The organism is Pantoea sp. GM01, from assembly GCF_000282675.1.
Taxonomy (GTDB): domain Bacteria; phylum Pseudomonadota; class Gammaproteobacteria; order Enterobacterales; family Enterobacteriaceae; genus Pantoea; species Pantoea nemavictus.
Genome location: NZ_AKIU01000035.1, coordinates 200,108 through 216,176, shown reverse-complemented (window position 1 = coordinate 216,176; position 16,069 = coordinate 200,108). Strand labels below are relative to the sequence as shown.

General features: G+C 55.0%; 14 protein-coding genes. 5 read left to right on the top strand and 9 right to left on the bottom strand.

Annotation, left to right across the window (positions count from 1 at the left end):
- Positions 1–73: 73 nt before the first annotated feature.
- Positions 74–1,771, top strand: a complete 1,698-nt coding sequence (locus PMI17_RS11185) for an NAD-dependent malic enzyme (protein ID WP_007889504.1) — start codon at positions 74–76, stop codon at positions 1,769–1,771.
- Positions 1,772–1,906: 135 nt separating this feature from the next.
- Positions 1,907–2,626, top strand: a complete 720-nt coding sequence (gene sanA / locus PMI17_RS11180) for an outer membrane permeability protein SanA (protein WP_007889503.1) — start codon at positions 1,907–1,909, stop codon at positions 2,624–2,626.
- Between the two features lie 41 nt (positions 2,627–2,667).
- Here sanA and mglC read toward each other — a convergent pair whose 3' ends face one another.
- The 7 genes from mglC to PMI17_RS11145 form a co-directional block, all read right to left on the bottom strand.
- Positions 2,668–3,678: a galactose/methyl galactoside ABC transporter permease MglC gene (gene mglC, locus PMI17_RS11175; protein ID WP_007889502.1), complete on the bottom strand. Its 1,011-nt coding sequence runs from the start codon at positions 3,676–3,678 to the stop codon at positions 2,668–2,670.
- 18 nt (positions 3,679–3,696) lie between these two features.
- Positions 3,697–5,217: a galactose/methyl galactoside ABC transporter ATP-binding protein MglA gene (gene mglA, locus PMI17_RS11170; protein ID WP_007889501.1), complete on the bottom strand. Its 1,521-nt coding sequence runs from the start codon at positions 5,215–5,217 to the stop codon at positions 3,697–3,699.
- A 70-nt stretch (positions 5,218–5,287) separates the two neighbouring features.
- Positions 5,288–6,283, bottom strand: coding sequence for a galactose/glucose ABC transporter substrate-binding protein MglB (gene mglB, locus PMI17_RS11165; protein WP_007889500.1), 996 nt, complete (start codon positions 6,281–6,283; stop codon positions 5,288–5,290).
- 305 nt (positions 6,284–6,588) lie between these two features.
- A complete protein-coding gene (gene galS / locus PMI17_RS11160; RefSeq protein ID WP_007889499.1) occupies positions 6,589–7,629 on the bottom strand; it encodes an HTH-type transcriptional regulator GalS in 1,041 nt (346 codons plus the stop codon).
- A 142-nt stretch (positions 7,630–7,771) separates the two neighbouring features.
- On the bottom strand, positions 7,772–8,932 hold the full coding sequence (gene yeiB / locus PMI17_RS11155) for a DUF418 domain-containing protein YeiB (protein WP_007889496.1): 1,161 nt from the start codon (positions 8,930–8,932) through the stop codon (positions 7,772–7,774).
- A gap of 53 nt (positions 8,933–8,985) precedes the next feature.
- Positions 8,986–9,651: a GTP cyclohydrolase I FolE gene (folE, locus tag PMI17_RS11150; RefSeq protein ID WP_007889495.1), complete on the bottom strand. Its 666-nt coding sequence runs from the start codon at positions 9,649–9,651 to the stop codon at positions 8,986–8,988.
- A gap of 125 nt (positions 9,652–9,776) precedes the next feature.
- Positions 9,777–10,907, bottom strand: coding sequence for a YbfB/YjiJ family MFS transporter (locus PMI17_RS11145; RefSeq protein WP_007889493.1), 1,131 nt, complete (start codon positions 10,905–10,907; stop codon positions 9,777–9,779).
- Positions 10,908–11,006: 99 nt separating this feature from the next.
- Between PMI17_RS11145 and PMI17_RS11140 the strand changes: the two genes are divergently transcribed.
- From PMI17_RS11140 to fghA, 3 genes are all read left to right on the top strand, one after another.
- Complete coding sequence (locus tag PMI17_RS11140) at positions 11,007–11,918, top strand: LysR family transcriptional regulator (protein ID WP_007889490.1); 912 nt, start codon at positions 11,007–11,009, stop codon at positions 11,916–11,918.
- A 67-nt stretch (positions 11,919–11,985) separates the two neighbouring features.
- Positions 11,986–13,110, top strand: a complete 1,125-nt coding sequence (locus tag PMI17_RS11135; RefSeq protein ID WP_007889488.1) for an S-(hydroxymethyl)glutathione dehydrogenase/class III alcohol dehydrogenase — start codon at positions 11,986–11,988, stop codon at positions 13,108–13,110.
- Positions 13,111–13,122: 12 nt separating this feature from the next.
- Positions 13,123–13,965: an S-formylglutathione hydrolase gene (gene fghA, locus PMI17_RS11130; RefSeq protein WP_007889486.1), complete on the top strand. Its 843-nt coding sequence runs from the start codon at positions 13,123–13,125 to the stop codon at positions 13,963–13,965.
- 190 nt (positions 13,966–14,155) lie between these two features.
- Here the strand turns inward: fghA and PMI17_RS11125 are convergent, their stop codons facing one another.
- Together PMI17_RS11125 and PMI17_RS11120 are read right to left on the bottom strand one after the other, a co-directional pair.
- Positions 14,156–14,941 (bottom strand): ABC transporter ATP-binding protein, encoded by a 786-nt coding sequence (locus PMI17_RS11125; protein ID WP_007889485.1) that lies wholly within the window; start codon positions 14,939–14,941, stop codon positions 14,156–14,158.
- The gene (locus tag PMI17_RS11120; protein WP_007889479.1) at positions 14,941–16,020 is read right to left on the bottom strand and encodes an iron ABC transporter permease; all 1,080 of its coding nucleotides are present in this window, start codon (positions 16,018–16,020) and stop codon (positions 14,941–14,943) included. Before PMI17_RS11120 ends, PMI17_RS11125 begins: the two co-directional genes overlap by 1 nt.
- Between the last annotated feature and the right edge of the window lie 49 nt (positions 16,021–16,069).

Here is a 16,069-nt window from a genome sequence, read left to right as displayed (position 1 = left end):
CACTTCAAGATGGACTGGCGTTACCTTTTCCCGGCGATACGTCAGAAAACACTGCAACCGGAGCAAGCACTGCATGGAACTCGACTACGAAAGTAAACGCCCGCTGTATATTCCTTATGCGGGTCCGATCCTGCTGGAATTTCCGCTGTTGAATAAAGGCAGCGCCTTCACCCTCGAAGAACGTAACGAATTTAACCTCAACGGCCTGCTCCCTGAAGCGGTAGAAACCATCGAAGAGCAGGCAGAACGTGCCTGGCGCCAGTTCCTGGATTTCAAAAACAATAACGACAAGCATGTTTACCTGCGCAACATCCAGGATACCAACGAAACCCTGTTCTACCGCCTGCTCGACAATCATCTGGAAGAGATGATGCCAATTATCTACACCCCAACGGTCGGCGCCGCCTGTGAACACTTCTCAGAGATCTACCGTCGCGCGCGCGGCGTATTCATCTCGTATAACAACCGCGACCGCATTGAAGACATGCTGCAGAACGCCACCAAGCAGAATGTAAAAGTGATCGTGGTTACCGATGGTGAGCGTATTCTCGGCCTCGGCGATTTAGGCATCGGCGGCATGGGGATCCCAATCGGTAAGCTGTCTCTATACACCGCCTGTGGCGGCATCAGCCCGGCTTACACCTTGCCGGTGGTGCTGGATGTCGGCACCAATAACCAGCAGCTGCTGAACGATCCGCTCTACATGGGCTGGCGCCATCCGCGCATCACCGGTGAAGAGTACGAAGAGTTTGTGAACGAGTTCATTCAGGCAGTAAACCGCCGCTGGCCGAACGTGCTGTTGCAATTCGAAGACTTCGCACAGAAAAACGCCATGCCGCTGCTGGAGCGCTATCGCGATGAGATCTGCTGCTTTAACGATGACATTCAGGGCACCGCTGCCGTTACCGTCGGTACGTTGATTGCCGCCAGCCGCGCAGCTGGCAGCCGCCTGTGCGAGCAGAAAGTGGTGTTCCTCGGTGCCGGTTCCGCCGGTTGTGGTATCGCCGAGCAGATCATTGCGCAGATGAAGTCTGAAGGTTTAAGCGATGATGAAGCGCGTGGCCGCGTAATGATGGTGGATCGTTTTGGTCTGCTGACGGACAAACTGCCTAATCTGCTCAATTTCCAAAGCAAACTGGTGCAGAAGAGCGAAAACCTCAAAGATTGGGATACCAGCAGCGACTCGATCTCACTGTTGGATGTGGTACGCAATGCCAAGCCCGATATTCTGATCGGCGTGTCAGGTCAACCTGGCCTGTTCACCGAAGAGATTATCCGTGAGATGCATAAGCACACCAAACGTCCGATCGTGATGCCGCTGTCGAACCCGACGTCACGCGTGGAAGCGACACCAGCCGACATCATCGCCTGGACTGACGGTGCCGCGCTGGTTGCCACCGGCAGCCCGTTCTCACCGGTGAGCTGGAAAGGCAAAACCTATCCAATTGCTCAGTGCAATAACTCCTATATCTTCCCGGGCATCGGTTTAGGTGTGATCGCTTCAGGCGCCAGCCGCGTTACCGATTCAATGCTGATGACCGCGAGCCGCGCGCTGGCCGACTGCTCACCGCTGGCCAACGACGGCGAAGGCCCGGTTCTGCCGGAAATCAAAGATATTCAGGGCGTTTCCAAGCTGATTGCCATTGAAGTGGGCAAAGCTGCACAGCTGGCTGGCGTGGCGGTTGTCACCTCTGAAGATGTCTTATCGAAAGCTGTCAGCAATAACTTCTGGCTGCCGCAATATCGTCACTATCGTCGTACCTCGATTTAAGGCGAAACATGCTCGGACCTTGTAGGTCCGAGCATGTTTAAAAAAACGCCGGCCAACTGGCGTTTACTTGCTTCCCCCGCCCGCCTCAAGTAGCCTTTATCCATTCTGAATTCTGCCAACCGAGTGCCCGCGCGCATGATTAAACGCGTTTTCTTTGGTCTGTTTTTCATCATCTTACTGATGGTGGCGACCGCGCTCGGCCTGGATCGCTGGATCAGCTGGAAAACGGCGCCCTTTATTTACGAAGATGTCACCTCGCTGCCGCATCGTCAGGTCGGCGTGGTCTTGGGCACGGCGAAGTACTATCGCACCGGCGTCATCAACCAGTATTACCTCTATCGTATTCAGGGCGCGTTGAACGCCTACAACAGTGGCAAGGTGAATTACCTGCTGCTGAGCGGCGACAATGCACAGCAAAGTTATAATGAACCGATGACCATGCGCCGCGATTTGATTAAAGCGGGCGTCGCGCCGTCGGACATCGTGTTGGATTACGCCGGCTTCCGTACGCTCGATTCGATTGTGCGCACGCGCAAGGTGTTCGATACCAACGATTTCATCATCATCACCCAGCGCTTCCACTGTGAGCGCGCGTTGTATATCGCGCAGCATCTGGGCATTCAGGCGCAGTGTTATGCGGTGCCATCGCCGAAAAACATGCTGTCGGTACGCTTCCGTGAAGTGGGTGCGCGTTTAGGTGCGCTGGCGGATTTGTATTTGATGAAGCGCGAGCCACGCTTCCTCGGCCCATTAGTGCCGATTCCGGCAGTGCATGAAATACCGGAAGATGCGCAGAGTTATCCGGCGGTAACGCCCGAGCAGTTGTTAGAACTGGAAGAGAAACTGCAGAAATAAAAAAGGGTCGCATGAAGGCGACCCTTTTTTGATGATGTTTGTTACTTCTTACGCGCGTATTTCAATGAATCCAGTGCCACGGCGAAGATGATGATGCCGCCCTTGATGATGTACTGCCAATAAGGGTTTACGCCGATATAGGTCAGGCCATAGTTGATGACGGTGAAGATGATGACACCGGTCACCACGCCCGCCACAGAACCCACGCCACCGGCAAACGACACGCCGCCGACCACACAGGCTGCAATTGCATCCAGCTCATACATAAAGCCGAGGTTGTTGGTGGCGCTGCCGATACGGCCCGCTTCCAGCATGCCGCCAAACGCATAGAACACGCCAGACAAGGCATACACCAGAATCAGGTTGAACGGTACGTTCACACCAGACACTTTCGCAGCTTCCGGGTTACCACCGATAGCGAAGATGTTTCTGCCGAAGCGGGTTTTATTCCACAGCACCCAGACAAACACGATAGCAATCACGGCGTAGAAGGTGATGAACGACAGTTTGAAATCACCGAAACGCAGGAAGCCTTGGGCAAATTTGGAGAAGCCAGGATCGAAACCAGCAATCGGCGATGCGCCCACAAAGTCGTAATAGAGTGAGTTGATACCGTAAACGATGATCATGGTGCCCAAGGTGGTGATAAATGGCGTTACCTTGAGGTAAGCAATAATCACGCCGTTCACCAGACCAATCACACCGCCGATGATGCACACGGTCAGGATAACTACGGGAATGGGTACGGTATCCAGATGCGGGAACACCTTGTTAGCGTTATCCATCGCCTGCAGCAGCGTCGCCGCAACCACCGCGGCCAAGCCCACCTGACGACCGGCCGACAGGTCAGTACCCTGGGTGACAATTAATCCGGCCACACCCAGCGCGATAATAATACGCACCGAGGATTGGGTCAGAATGTTACTCAGGTTCATTAAACTTAAAAACGTCGGATCCTGGAAAATAATAATTGCCAGCAGTACAAACAGGACAACGTAAATGCCGCCCTCTTTTAACCAGGTTAGCGCATTCTTTTTAGTAGTCGCTTTCATGTTAAAGCCCTTGCTTCATTAAAGGTGTAATGACGCTAAACGCAGGATTTCATTCTGCGAGGTCGTTTTGGTATCAACAATGCCCGCTACCTGGCCATTACTCATCACTAGAATACGATCGGTAATACCCAACAGCTCTGGCATTTCAGAAGAGATAATAATGATGCCCTTCTCTTTCTTCGCCAACTCAGCAATAAGTTGGTAAATTTCGAACTTCGCGCCCACATCAATCCCGCGCGTCGGTTCATCAAGCATCAATATTTCCGGCTGCGTTAATAACCAACGACCAATAATGACCTTCTGTTGGTTACCACCGGAAAGCGAACCTATTTGCGTATGATGACCGGGCGTTTTCACGCGCATCGAATCAATTACCCACTGGGTATCGCTCTTCATGCGTTTATTATCGAGCAGGCCCATGCTGGATTTATACTTTTTAATATTGGAAATAAGCGAGTTAAAGCCAATATCCAGATAAGCATAAATACCGGTGGATCGACGCTCTTCTGTCACCAGCGCAAAGCCATGGTTTATCGCTTCGTTGGCGCTGTGGTTATTAATGCTCTTGCCGTGCAATTTAATGGTGCCGCCTGACTTCTCGCGAATACCAAACAGCGTTTCGACGATGTCAGTACGCTTGGCGCCTACCAGGCCGGCAATACCCAGAATCTCCCCTTTATGCAGATCAAAAGAGATATCGCGAATCGATGGCTGACGCAGTGAGGTTAAGTGACGCACCTCAAGAATCACTTCACCCGGCACGTTAGTTTTATCCGGGAAACGCTGGTTCAATGAACGACCAACCATCATCGAGATGATTTTGTCCATATCTAACCCTTCCAGCGGCTGGGTGGCGATCCACTGTCCATCACGCAAAATGGTGATCTCATCGCACAGCTGGAAAATCTCCTCCATCTTATGCGAGATATACACAATGCCGCAGCCACGATCTTTCAGCTTACGGATAATGGTAAACAGGTGATTAACTTCTTTTTCGGTCAGCGACGAGGTTGGCTCATCCATAATGACAATTTTCGCGTCATAGGAGAAAGCCTTGGCAATTTCAATCATCTGCATTTGTGAAACAGACAAGGTCGCCACTTTATCGCGCGGATCGATATCAATATCTAATTCATCAAAGATCGCTTTAGTATCGCGATACATTTTATCCTGATCGACAAACACGCCTTTACGCGGATAACGGCCAAGCCACATGTTATCCATTACGTTGCGCTGCAGAACCAGGTTTAATTCCTGATGCACCATCGACACGCCATTTTCCAGCGCCTCTTTGGAGCTCTTATAATCAATTTCCTCACCCTGAAACAGGATGCTCCCCGTATCCTTTTTATAAATCCCAAACAGACATTTTAATAATGTAGATTTCCCGGCGCCGTTTTCTCCCATTAATGCATGGACGGAGTGCGGCCGCACTTTTAAATTCACATTATCTAAGGCTTTAACCCCTGGAAATGATTTCGAGACATTCGTCATCTCCAGCAGATATTCACGCTGTGTGGTCGGATTCTCACTGGCCATAATTTACCTGGCTAAATAAAGCGTTGGTCAGATGCAATAAGGCGCGGCGAAGTGCCGCGCCCAGGATGAATTACTTCACGAACTGCGACAGATTTTCTTTATCTACTGGTACGTAAGGAACACGTACGATTTTGTTGTCCATCTTGAAGTTAGTACCTGCAGTTGGCTCTTTGCCATCCGCCAGGTTTTTCGCGATATCCAGCGTGGCTTTCGCCTGGTTTTCCGCATCGTTCAACACGGTACCCGCCAGTGCGCCCGATTTCACCAGCGCCAGCGCTTCTGGCAGTGCATCGACGCCAAACACCGGAATGCTGGTTTTGTTGTGCGCTTTCAGCGCTTCAACCGCACCCATCGCCATCGCATCGTTGTTGGCGATGATCACTTCAATTTTGTTGGCGTTCGGGCCAGAGAGCCAGGCGTCAACTTTGTCTTTAGCCTGAGCGGTATCCCACATTGCGGTATCCATCGCCAGTTGCTGCGTTTTCAGACCGTCTTTGTTCAGGGTATCGATCACGTATTTAGTACGCGCTTCGGCATCCGGATGGCCCGGCTCACCTTTCAGCAGCACGAACTGAATCTGGCCATCTTTGTTCAGATCCCAGGCCGGCGTCGCTTTCCAGTGCTTCTCAATCAGCTGACCCTGGATAATGCCCGACTCTTTAGAATCGGTACCGACGTAATAGGCTTTCGGGTAGCTTGCCAGCACTTTCGCGTTCGGCTCTTTATTGAAGAACACCACTGGCACGTCATTGCCACGCGCTTTATCAATGACAACGGCCGCAGCAGCCGGGTCCACCAGGTTAATCGCCAGCGCTTTCACGCCTTTCGCCATCAACACGTCAATCTGATCGTTCTGCTTAGACTGGTCGTTCTGCGAGTCATTCATCAGCAGCTGAATGCCGCCCAATGATTTCGCCTCTTTCTCAATGTCCTTACGCACCATCGACATGAAATTGTCGTCGTATTTATAAATCGTCACGCCAATGCGGGTATCGGCGGCGTGCGCAGTTGCACCAAACATCATGCTGGCAACCAGTGCTGTGAGCGTGAAAACCTTCTTATTCATGGTATCTCCGGTTTTTTATGTAGGGCATTTCATTGCGCCGTATTGCCTGTAGCAACCAGCGCCGTCGGTTTTAACTTGAATCCATGGGGCGGACGCGTAACGCAAAGCCGGGCCACCATCGCCATCCTGACTTCCCTGTAGGTAAACGCTTCCTGAAGAGTGTTGTGAACTATTTCAATCGGCTACTGAAACCTGCTGGCAGAAGGATTGGCCAGCGTTACATGATGTTTCAGTCCGGTAAGACGCTGCCATCATAGTGAGCAGCATGTTAATTAACTGTGAATGCAATCACAGATTGGAAACGGTTACACAGGGCTATCGCCTGAATTAGTGACCGACTCCACAATTTGCCGCTGGGCCACCGAATGACGACGTACCAGCGTCGGCATAAAGCAGTGCGTCGCCAGCTCATCTAACTCGCCGGCCGCACCTTTCAGCGCCAATTCTGTCGCTAATTTCGCCATAGAAACAATAGGATAGCGAACCGTGGTTAATTGAGGATCGGTGTAACGTGAGATAGGGATATCGTCAAAACCTATCACCGAGAAATGCTGTGGTACCTGAATGCCATTGTCCTTTAAAGCCGTCAATGCGCCCGCTGCCATGCCGTCATTGTAGGAAAACACCGCTGTTAAATGTAAGTTACGGCCAAGCAGTTCCACCATCGCTGCTTCGCCGCCTTGCATATCGGGTTCCGCATGCGCAATCCACGACTCCTGCGGGCGAATCCCCTGCTCTGCCAAGGCTTGCAGCCAACCTTCGCGTCGTTGCGTGACATCTTCAATCGGATGGCTAGAGCTGAGAAAACCAATGCGCTGATGACCAAGATGTAACAACATGCGCGTCGCTACCTGCGCGCCGGTGACGTTATCAAGGCAGACACATCGATGCTCATAACCCGGAATTGTGCGGTTAATCAGGACCATACCAGGAACGTGATCCATAAATTGTATTAACTCTGCGTCTGAAAGCGTTTTCGCGTGCACCACCAACGCATTGCAGCGTTGACGTATCAGCACCTCAATGGCGTGACGCTCTTTCTCTTCCTGGTGCCAGGAGTTGCTGATTAACACGTGTTTGTGCACGCGCTGTGCCACGGTATCCACCGCTTTTACTAACGCGCCAAAGAAGGGGTCGGAGACATCCATCACCACCACACCGATGGTGTCACTGATTTGCGTAGCCAGCGCCTGCGCGTTGGCATTCGGGCGATAGCCTAACGCGTCAACCGCTGCCAGCACGGCTTCACGGGTATCGGCGGTGACTGCACTGCTGTTATTGAGCACACGCGACACGGTGGCTACTGACACACCGGCCTGACGGGCAACATCACGAATCGTTATCATGCAGCTGTTCCACAGAGGCTGAAAATGCGCGACGAGCGCGTAACGGCGCTATTTTGTCAGGGCATGTGGCACGGCTGCGTGAATCAAGTCACATCAATGAAAACGGTTACATACAATTCTGCAACCTTTGTGATGAACATCATTATCTGATGGAAGATGAGGGGGTTGCTTTGCCGGCAGCCAGACGCGTCAGTTTGCGCCACACCCACTCCATGGGGCCTTGCGGGAAGTAGCGCAGCCACAGCACGGAAAACAGGATATTGATCAGCCAGATAGCCGGAACAAAGGCCAGCAGCTGCAGGCGGTCAAACTTGAGGAACAGATTGAAGCGGTAAAAAAGCGTGGTGCAAATCAGGGTCTGTAACAGGTAATTGCTCAATGCCATGCGGCCAACGCATTGAATCGCGTAGCTGATACGCGTTGCCGCAATTTGCGGCCAGAAACCAAGACAAAGTGCGGCATAGCCCAGGCTGATAAATGGACTGGCGAGATCGCGCGGCACCTGCAGGAAGAAGCCGGTCCAGCGGAACTCCCAGCCAATCATCCACTGCGCGGCAATGCCGGGAATGGCGATCAACCAGCCAATGGTCAGCAGCAGCGCCGCCGAGCGGCGATAGTGTTGCACACTAAAATGCCCGCTGAGCCAGCCGCTGCGCATCAACGCCGCGCCAATCAGCATTAAGCCCGCCAGCTGCCAGCCATATTGTGACGCCAGCGCCATCAGGCCGGATGACAAATGATCAAGCCGATTCTGCACCGCTTCCCAGCCCCCAAGCAGTTTCCAGTAGCTTTCGTATTGCAGATCCGCCGCGCCCGGCAGCCAGGAACGCGTCGGATTTGGGCTAGAAATCGCGCCAAATACCAGCAGCACCGCGCAGCCGACCAAATAGAGTAATGCGCCGGTTTGTAACAGCGCGCGGTCGGACGGCACATCGCGCAGCATGCGCCAGATAATTAGCCCAATCAGGCCATAATCCAGCAGGATGTCGCCTTCCCAGAAAAATAGGCCGTGAATGAAACCGAGCAGTACCAGCAGCGTGAGGCGCGCCGACATCCAGCGGCTGCCGCGCGGTGCTTGCATATACAGCCCGGCACCAAACAACAAAGCAAACAGCGTGAGGAATTTGAGCTGTGCAAGGCCATCCATGATCGCCCATGTCCAGGCATCGGCGAGCGAAACCTCTCCTTGCCACGCGGGATTAAGATAGGCCGCGGCCGGCAACGCAAAGCCGACAATGTTCAGCAGTAAGATGCCGAGAATGGCGCAACCACGAATGAAATCCAGCGCGAGATAGCGTTGCATCGAGTGCCCTGCAGCAGTGAGGAGAGCGGGCGACAAGCCGTCGCCCAAAATGATTAGCTGTGGCGAACCGCGCGCAGGAACTCCTGACGCGTGTTCTGGCTGGATTTGAACAAACCACCCAGCGAAGTGGTGGTGGTCGCGCTGGTGGCATCTTTCACGCCCCGCGCTTTCACGCAGTAATGCACTGCATCAATTGATACCGCGACGTTATTGGTGCCGAGCAGCGTTTGCAGCGCCACCAGCACTTGCTGCGTCAGGCGCTCTTGCACCTGCGGGCGTTGGGCAAAGAACTGCACGATGCGGTTGATTTTCGACAGGCCAATCACTTTCTCTTTCGGGATATAAGCCACGGTCGCTTTGCCATCGATAATCACAAAGTGATGTTCGCAGGTGCTGGTCAACGTGATATCGCGCACGGTTACCATCTCATCAACCTTCATCTTGTTTTCGATGACGGTGATTTTTGGGAAGTTGGCGTAATCAAGACCTGAGAAGATTTCATCGACATACATTTTGGCGATGCGATGCGGCGTCTCCATCAGGCTGTCATCTTCCAGGTCCAGATTTAGCAGCTGCATAATTTGGGTCATGTGACCAGCGATTTCACGCTTACGCGCGGCGTCATCCATATCACGCACCGGGGCGCGTAATGGCGTTTCCAGACCACGCGCCAACAGCGCTTCGTGAACCAGGGCGGCTTCCTGACTTAAGGTACTCATCTTAACTCTTCTCCGGCAGGTGATGCGCCCGCGGGTCTTCGCCCACGGGGGAAATTCTGAGCGCGTATTGTGAAATACTCCGCGCCCTTAATCCAGCAATCATTCCGATAGAAGATGAAAGCTTTTCATCGCGCGTGGCGACGTGAAACCAGCATCCCGGCAAGGATCAAGCTGACGCCAGCCACCCACAGCGCGGGTTCCAGTCGATGCCACAGCAAGCTGGAGATCCACGACAGCAGCGGACCACCCAACTGCCCTACCGCATAACCGGTGGTTAGCAATCCGGCCAAATAACGCGCGTGCTGCGGCGCCAGTTCACGGCCATATTGCAGCGCCAGCTGCACCACACACAGGAAGCCACCACCGATCAATGCGGCGCCAAGCATCAGGCCATTTAAGCCTGGCAGGACAATCGCGGCGATAACGCCCAGCGCCTGCGCCCATAACACGATGGCAAGACGCCGATGGCTGCTGCCCCAATGGCGCGTCAGGATGCCCAACACAATGCCGATGACTGCCGCGCCGCCAAACACTGGCCAGACAAATTGCGCAAACGCGCTGTCAGGGAAACGCGCCGCCGCCATTTGCGACAGAAAAGTGGCGGGCAGAATGTAACCGAAGCCGGCCAGACTGTAGCTCAACACCAATCGCTTAAGATCGCCATTTAGCACCAGCGGCGCAGCGGCTTGATCGGGCCGATGCAGTTGACCGCTGCGCGGTAGAAAGCGCGCAATGACTGCAATTAATATCAACGCCAGCACACCATACGCTGCCCAGGCAAACGCCGCGCTGACGCCGCTGGCGTGCAGGACCACGGCCAGCATGCCGCTGATGAAAATCCCGGTGCCCGGACCGGCAAATACCGCCGCCAGCATTCCCGGACGTCCATGATGGTGCAGTTGATCGCTGGCCCAGGCCGCCAGCAATACCATTGCCCAGCCGCTAGCCCAGCCGATCAGGAAACGAATCAGGCCATGCAGCCACGGTCCGCTGACGCACGCCGACAGCAGCGTTAATACCACCGCGCCCCACACGCCCGCCTGCAAACGCCACTCCACGCGATGACGCGCACGCATTGCATCAAAGGATCCAAACAGATAACCCAGATAGTTGAGTGCCGCTACCAGGCTGGCGCTGGTGAGCGTCAGCTGATGGTCATGAATCATCAATGGAACCTGCGGCGTGAAAGCAAATCGCCCAATCCCCATCGCAACCACTAAACTTAAGAACGCGCTAAGCGCAACTCGAAACGCCATACCGACCTCAGGATGTTTTATCACTTGTCACTAGCATGCATGACGTTTAAACTCACGGAAAGTGAATAATACTAACCAAGTTGTTTACGAGAAGAGAATATGGATTTAGTACAGCTCCGCATGTTTTGCTCCGTGGCCGAATCCGGTTCGCTAGCCCGTGCCGCCGAGCAGCTCCATCGCGTACCTTCCAATCTCACCACGCGTCTACGCCAGCTGGAAGATGAAATTGGCGTGGATCTGTTTATTCGTGAGAAGCAACGCATTCGCCTGTCGCCGATGGGACATAATTTTCTTAACTATGCGCAGCGCATCCTGGCGCTGAGCGATGAAGCGCTCAATATGGCACGCGCCGGAGAACCTGGCGGCAACTTCGCGCTCGGTTCGATGGAGAGCACCGCGGCGACGCGTTTGCCGGCGCTGCTGGCAGCGTATCACCAGCGCTTTCCGGCGGTTGAGCTCTCGCTGATCACCAACACCTCCGGTGAGATCATCGATAAAGTACGTGAAGGCACGCTGGCTGCGGCATTGGTGGACGGCCCGGTGGCGCACGACGATCTCAACGGCTGCATTGCCTTTAATGAGCAGATGGTGCTGATTACCAGTCCGGAACATGCGCCGATTGCCAGCGCGCGCGATGTGCAGGGCGATACATTGTTTGCGTTCCGCAACAGCTGCTCCTACCGCACCAAGCTGGAAGCATGGTATCGCGAGAGCCAAACCGCGCCGAGCAGCGTAATGGAGATTCAGTCCTATCACGCGATGGTGGCCTGCGTCGCGGGTGGCGCGGGCGTGGCGATGATTCCCGCCTCGGTGCTGGCGCAGATGCCAGCCCGTGCGCGCGTCCAGGAGCATGCGTTACCGCCCGCCTACCGCGACACCGCCACCTGGCTAATGTGGCGACGCGATGCGTTTACGCCCAACGTGGAAGCGCTGAAGTATTTAATTATTGAGTTATTTGACGACCGCCCGGTTAACGACGAACTGCGGCATCCGCTGCACGTTACTGAGTGAGTTTCTTTGTTATCGACATCACGACCATCGGGGCCGCTTACCCCGTATCTACAGGAAGAGGGATTGCATGAATATGATTAAAACTCGCGCCGCCGTTGCCTGGGCAGCTGGCGAACCGCTGAAAATCGAAGAAGTGGATCTGATGCCGCCGCAGAAAGGTGAAGTGCTGGTGCGCATTGTGGCAACCGGCGTGTGCCATACCGATGCTTACACCTTGTCTGGACAAGATCCTGAAGGCGTATTCCCGGCGATCCTCGGCCATGAAGGCGGCGGCGTAGTAGAAGCCGTCGGCGAAGGCGTCACCAGCGTGGCCGTCGGCGATCACGTGATTCCGCTTTACACGCCAGAGTGCGGCAAGTGTAAGTTCTGTCTCTCCGGTAAAACCAACCTGTGCCAGGCGATTCGCGCCACTCAGGGCAAAGGTTTAATGCCAGACGGTACCACCCGCTTCTTCAAAGATGGCAAGCCGATTTTCCACTACATGGGCACCTCAACCTTCTCTGAATACACCGTCGTTCCGGAAATCTCGCTGGCGGTGATCAGCAAAGAAGCCCCGCTGGAAGAAGTGTGCCTGCTGGGCTGCGGCGTCACTACCGGCATGGGCGCGGTGATGAACACCGCTAAAGTCAAAGAGGGCGACACCGTGGCGATCTTTGGCCTCGGCGGCATCGGTTTGTCAGCCATCATTGGCGCGAAAATGGCGAAAGCGGGCCGCATCATCGGTATCGATCTCAACACCAGCAAATTCGATCTGGCGCGCAAACTGGGCGCTACCGATCTGATCAACCCGAAAGATCACGACAAGCCGATTCAGGATGTGATCGTTGAGCTGACCGACGGCGGTGTCGATTTCTCCTTCGAATGCATCGGTAACGTCAACGTGATGCGTTCGGCGCTGGAGTGCTGCCATAAAGGTTGGGGCGAGTCGGTGATTATCGGCGTAGCGGGCGCGGGCCAGGAGATCTCTACCCGTCCGTTCCAGCTGGTGACCGGTCGCGTATGGCGTGGTTCCGCCTTTGGTGGCGTAAAAGGCCGCTCGCAGTTGCCGGGTATCGTGCAGGATTACCTTGACGGTAAGTTTGCGTTGAACGATTTCATCACCCACAACCTGCCGCTGGAAGAGATTAACGACGCCTTTGATCTGATGCATGAAGGGAAATCGATCCGTACGGTAGTGCACTTTAGCAAGTAATCAGGAGACATTATGGCTTCCACTTTGGAGCTGTTAGAAGAGCATCGCATCTTTGGCGGCTGGCAGCAGCGCTGGCGTCATCAGTCGGATGTGTTGAACTGCCCAATGACTTTCAGCATTTTTCTGCCGCCGCCGCAGAGCGACGCGCCGCCGCCGGTGGTGTGGTTCCTCGCCGGGCTGACCTGCAGTGATGAGAACTTCACTACCAAAGCGGGTGCGCAGCGTGTGGCTGCGGAGTTGGGGTTGGTGCTGATCATGCCCGATACCAGCCCGCGCGGTGACGATGTCGCGAACGACAGCGGCTACGATCTCGGTCAGGGTGCCGGTTTTTACCTCAATGCGACGCAGCAGCCGTGGGCAGCGAACTTCCGCATGTTCGATTACCTCAGCGCGGAGTTGCCAGCGCTGATGGCGGATAACTTTAAGCTGAGCGATCGTCAATCGGTGATGGGACATTCGATGGGCGGACACGGTGCGCTAGTGCTGGCACTGCGTCTCGGCGGACGTTTTGCTTCGGCTTCGGCGTTTGCGCCAATCGTCAATCCCACTGAAGTGCCGTGGGGGCAGAAAGCCTTTAGCGCTTATTTGGGCGAGGACCGTCAGACGTGGCGTGAATGGGATAGCTGCCTGTTGATGCGTGAGGCAGAGCAGCGCTTGCCGATTCTGATTGATCAAGGGGATAGCGATCAGTTCCTCGCCGATCAGCTGCGTCCGGAACGGCTGGAAGCGGTGGCGCATGAGCAAGGTTTCCCGCTGGAGTTACGTATTCAGCCGGGTTATGACCACAGCTACTTCTTTATCGCCAGCTTCGTTGAGGATCATCTGCGTTTTCACGCGAAGCATTTGTTGGTGTAACTGGGCTGGATTGTGCTGGATTGTGCTGGCTGTCCCCCTCCTCGGTCCTCCCCCATAAATGGGGGAGGAAGATGCTGCCATATGTCAGTTTTGAAGCTGCATGTGGCAGCGTCTCCTTCCCCCATTTATGGGGGAAGGCCGGGATGGGGGACAGCGTGCACATTTTAAGGCAGGACAGCGTGCACCTTACTTAAATCAGCGTCTCCGCCAGTCCATCGATCATCACCTGCGGCATGCCGCGCGAACAGTGCTCAATACGGCCCCGCACGCCATACACCTGCGCCAGCGTCTCCGGCGTAATCACCTGCGACGGTTCGCCGTCAGCCAGCAGATTGCCGTCTTTCAACATCAGCGCATGGTCAGCATGACGCAGTGCGATGTTGATATCATGCACCACCACCACCGTTACAATATTGCGTAAGCGGGTTTCGCGGCGCACCAAATCCATCACGTGGAATTGGTAGTTGAGATCGAGCGCACTCAGCGGCTCATCCAACAGCAGCAGCTCCGGACGGCGAATCAGCGATTGCGCCAGGCCGACTAACTGCTTCTGCCCGCCCGATAGCTGATCAAGATAGCGCATGGCCAGATGGGCAATGCCGAGCTGCTCCAGTAGATGCATGATCTCCGCTTCGCTTGAGGCACTATGCAACCCCCCGGACGCACGCTGCGCCACGATAATTGACTCCAGCACGTGCAGATGCACGCCAGCCGGCAAGCTTTGCGGCAGATACACCACGCGCTGCGCCCGGCGGGCAAACGGCTGGCTCATTAGCTCTTCACCGTTCAACCACAGCTCGCCCTGCCCTTTACTCAAACCGGCCAGCGCGCGCAGCAGCGTTGATTTGCCGCAGCCGTTGGGTCCGAGCAGCACCGTAATTTTACCGCGCGGCAGTTCCGGCACGTTGAGATCTTCAATCACCTTACGCTGCGGGTAACCGGCATAGAAATGGCTAAGACGTAATCCCTGCTCCATTACACCGTCCCCCGATGACGCAGAATAATACTGAGGAAGAACGGCACGCCAACCAGCGATGTGACGATCCCCACCGGAATGATCACGCCTGGAATCAGGTTTTTCGATGCGACGGATGCCAGGGACAGCACCAGCGCGCCGACCAGCGCACTGGCTGGCAGATAATAGCGGTGATCTTCACCAAACATCATGCGCGCAATATGCGGCGCGACCAGACCGATAAAGCCAATCGGCCCAACGAACGCCACCGCCAGCGCGGAGAGAATACTGATGCGCAGCAGCGTCGCCAGACGCAGACGTTTCACGTCAATGCCAAAGCTCACCGCGCGATCTTCGCCGAGGCGCAGCGCGGTCAGCTTCCAGCTGCTGAGCATCGAGAACGGAATCAGGATGGCAAAGGCGGCGGTCAATACGCCAAGCTTTTCCCACGAGGCACGCGCCAGGCTGCCCATGGTCCAGAACACTAAGCCTTGCAAGGTGTCTTCACTGGCGATGAACTGCATCATCGATACCAGCGCGTTGAAGGTGAACACCAGCGCAATACCAAACAGCACCACGCCAGAAGTTGAGACTTTGGTCCAGCGCGTCACGCCATCCAGCATCAGCGCGGCAAACAGCGCGAACACAAAGGCGTTAGCTGAGATAAACCACTGATCGGGGACGCCAGGAATACCAATGCCGAGGATGATGGCCAATGCGGCGCCAAAGGCGGCGGCCGACGAGACGCCAAGCGTAAACGGACTGGCGAGCGGGTTATTGAGGATGGTTTGCATCTCAGCACCGGCCAGGCCAAGCGAGAAGCCCACCACTACCGCCATCAACGCATAGGGCAAGCGGATGTCCCAGACAATCACGCGCGTGCCGGCATCAACCGCATCGGGATGTGTCAGCGTTTGCCATAAGGTTTCGAGAGAGAGGCCAGCCGGGCCGAGAGTGAAATCAAGAATGACCGATGCCAGTATCGCCAGCACCAGCACGCCAATCAACAGCAGTCGCTGGCGCAGCACCTGACGATAACGCGTCATGGTATCGGTTTCGAGGCCGTTTTCCGCCACCAGCGTGGCGTCCGTGGTACGCATTGTTCTACCTGTTTCGTGTCGAAATCATAACGGCAGCCACAATAGTGCA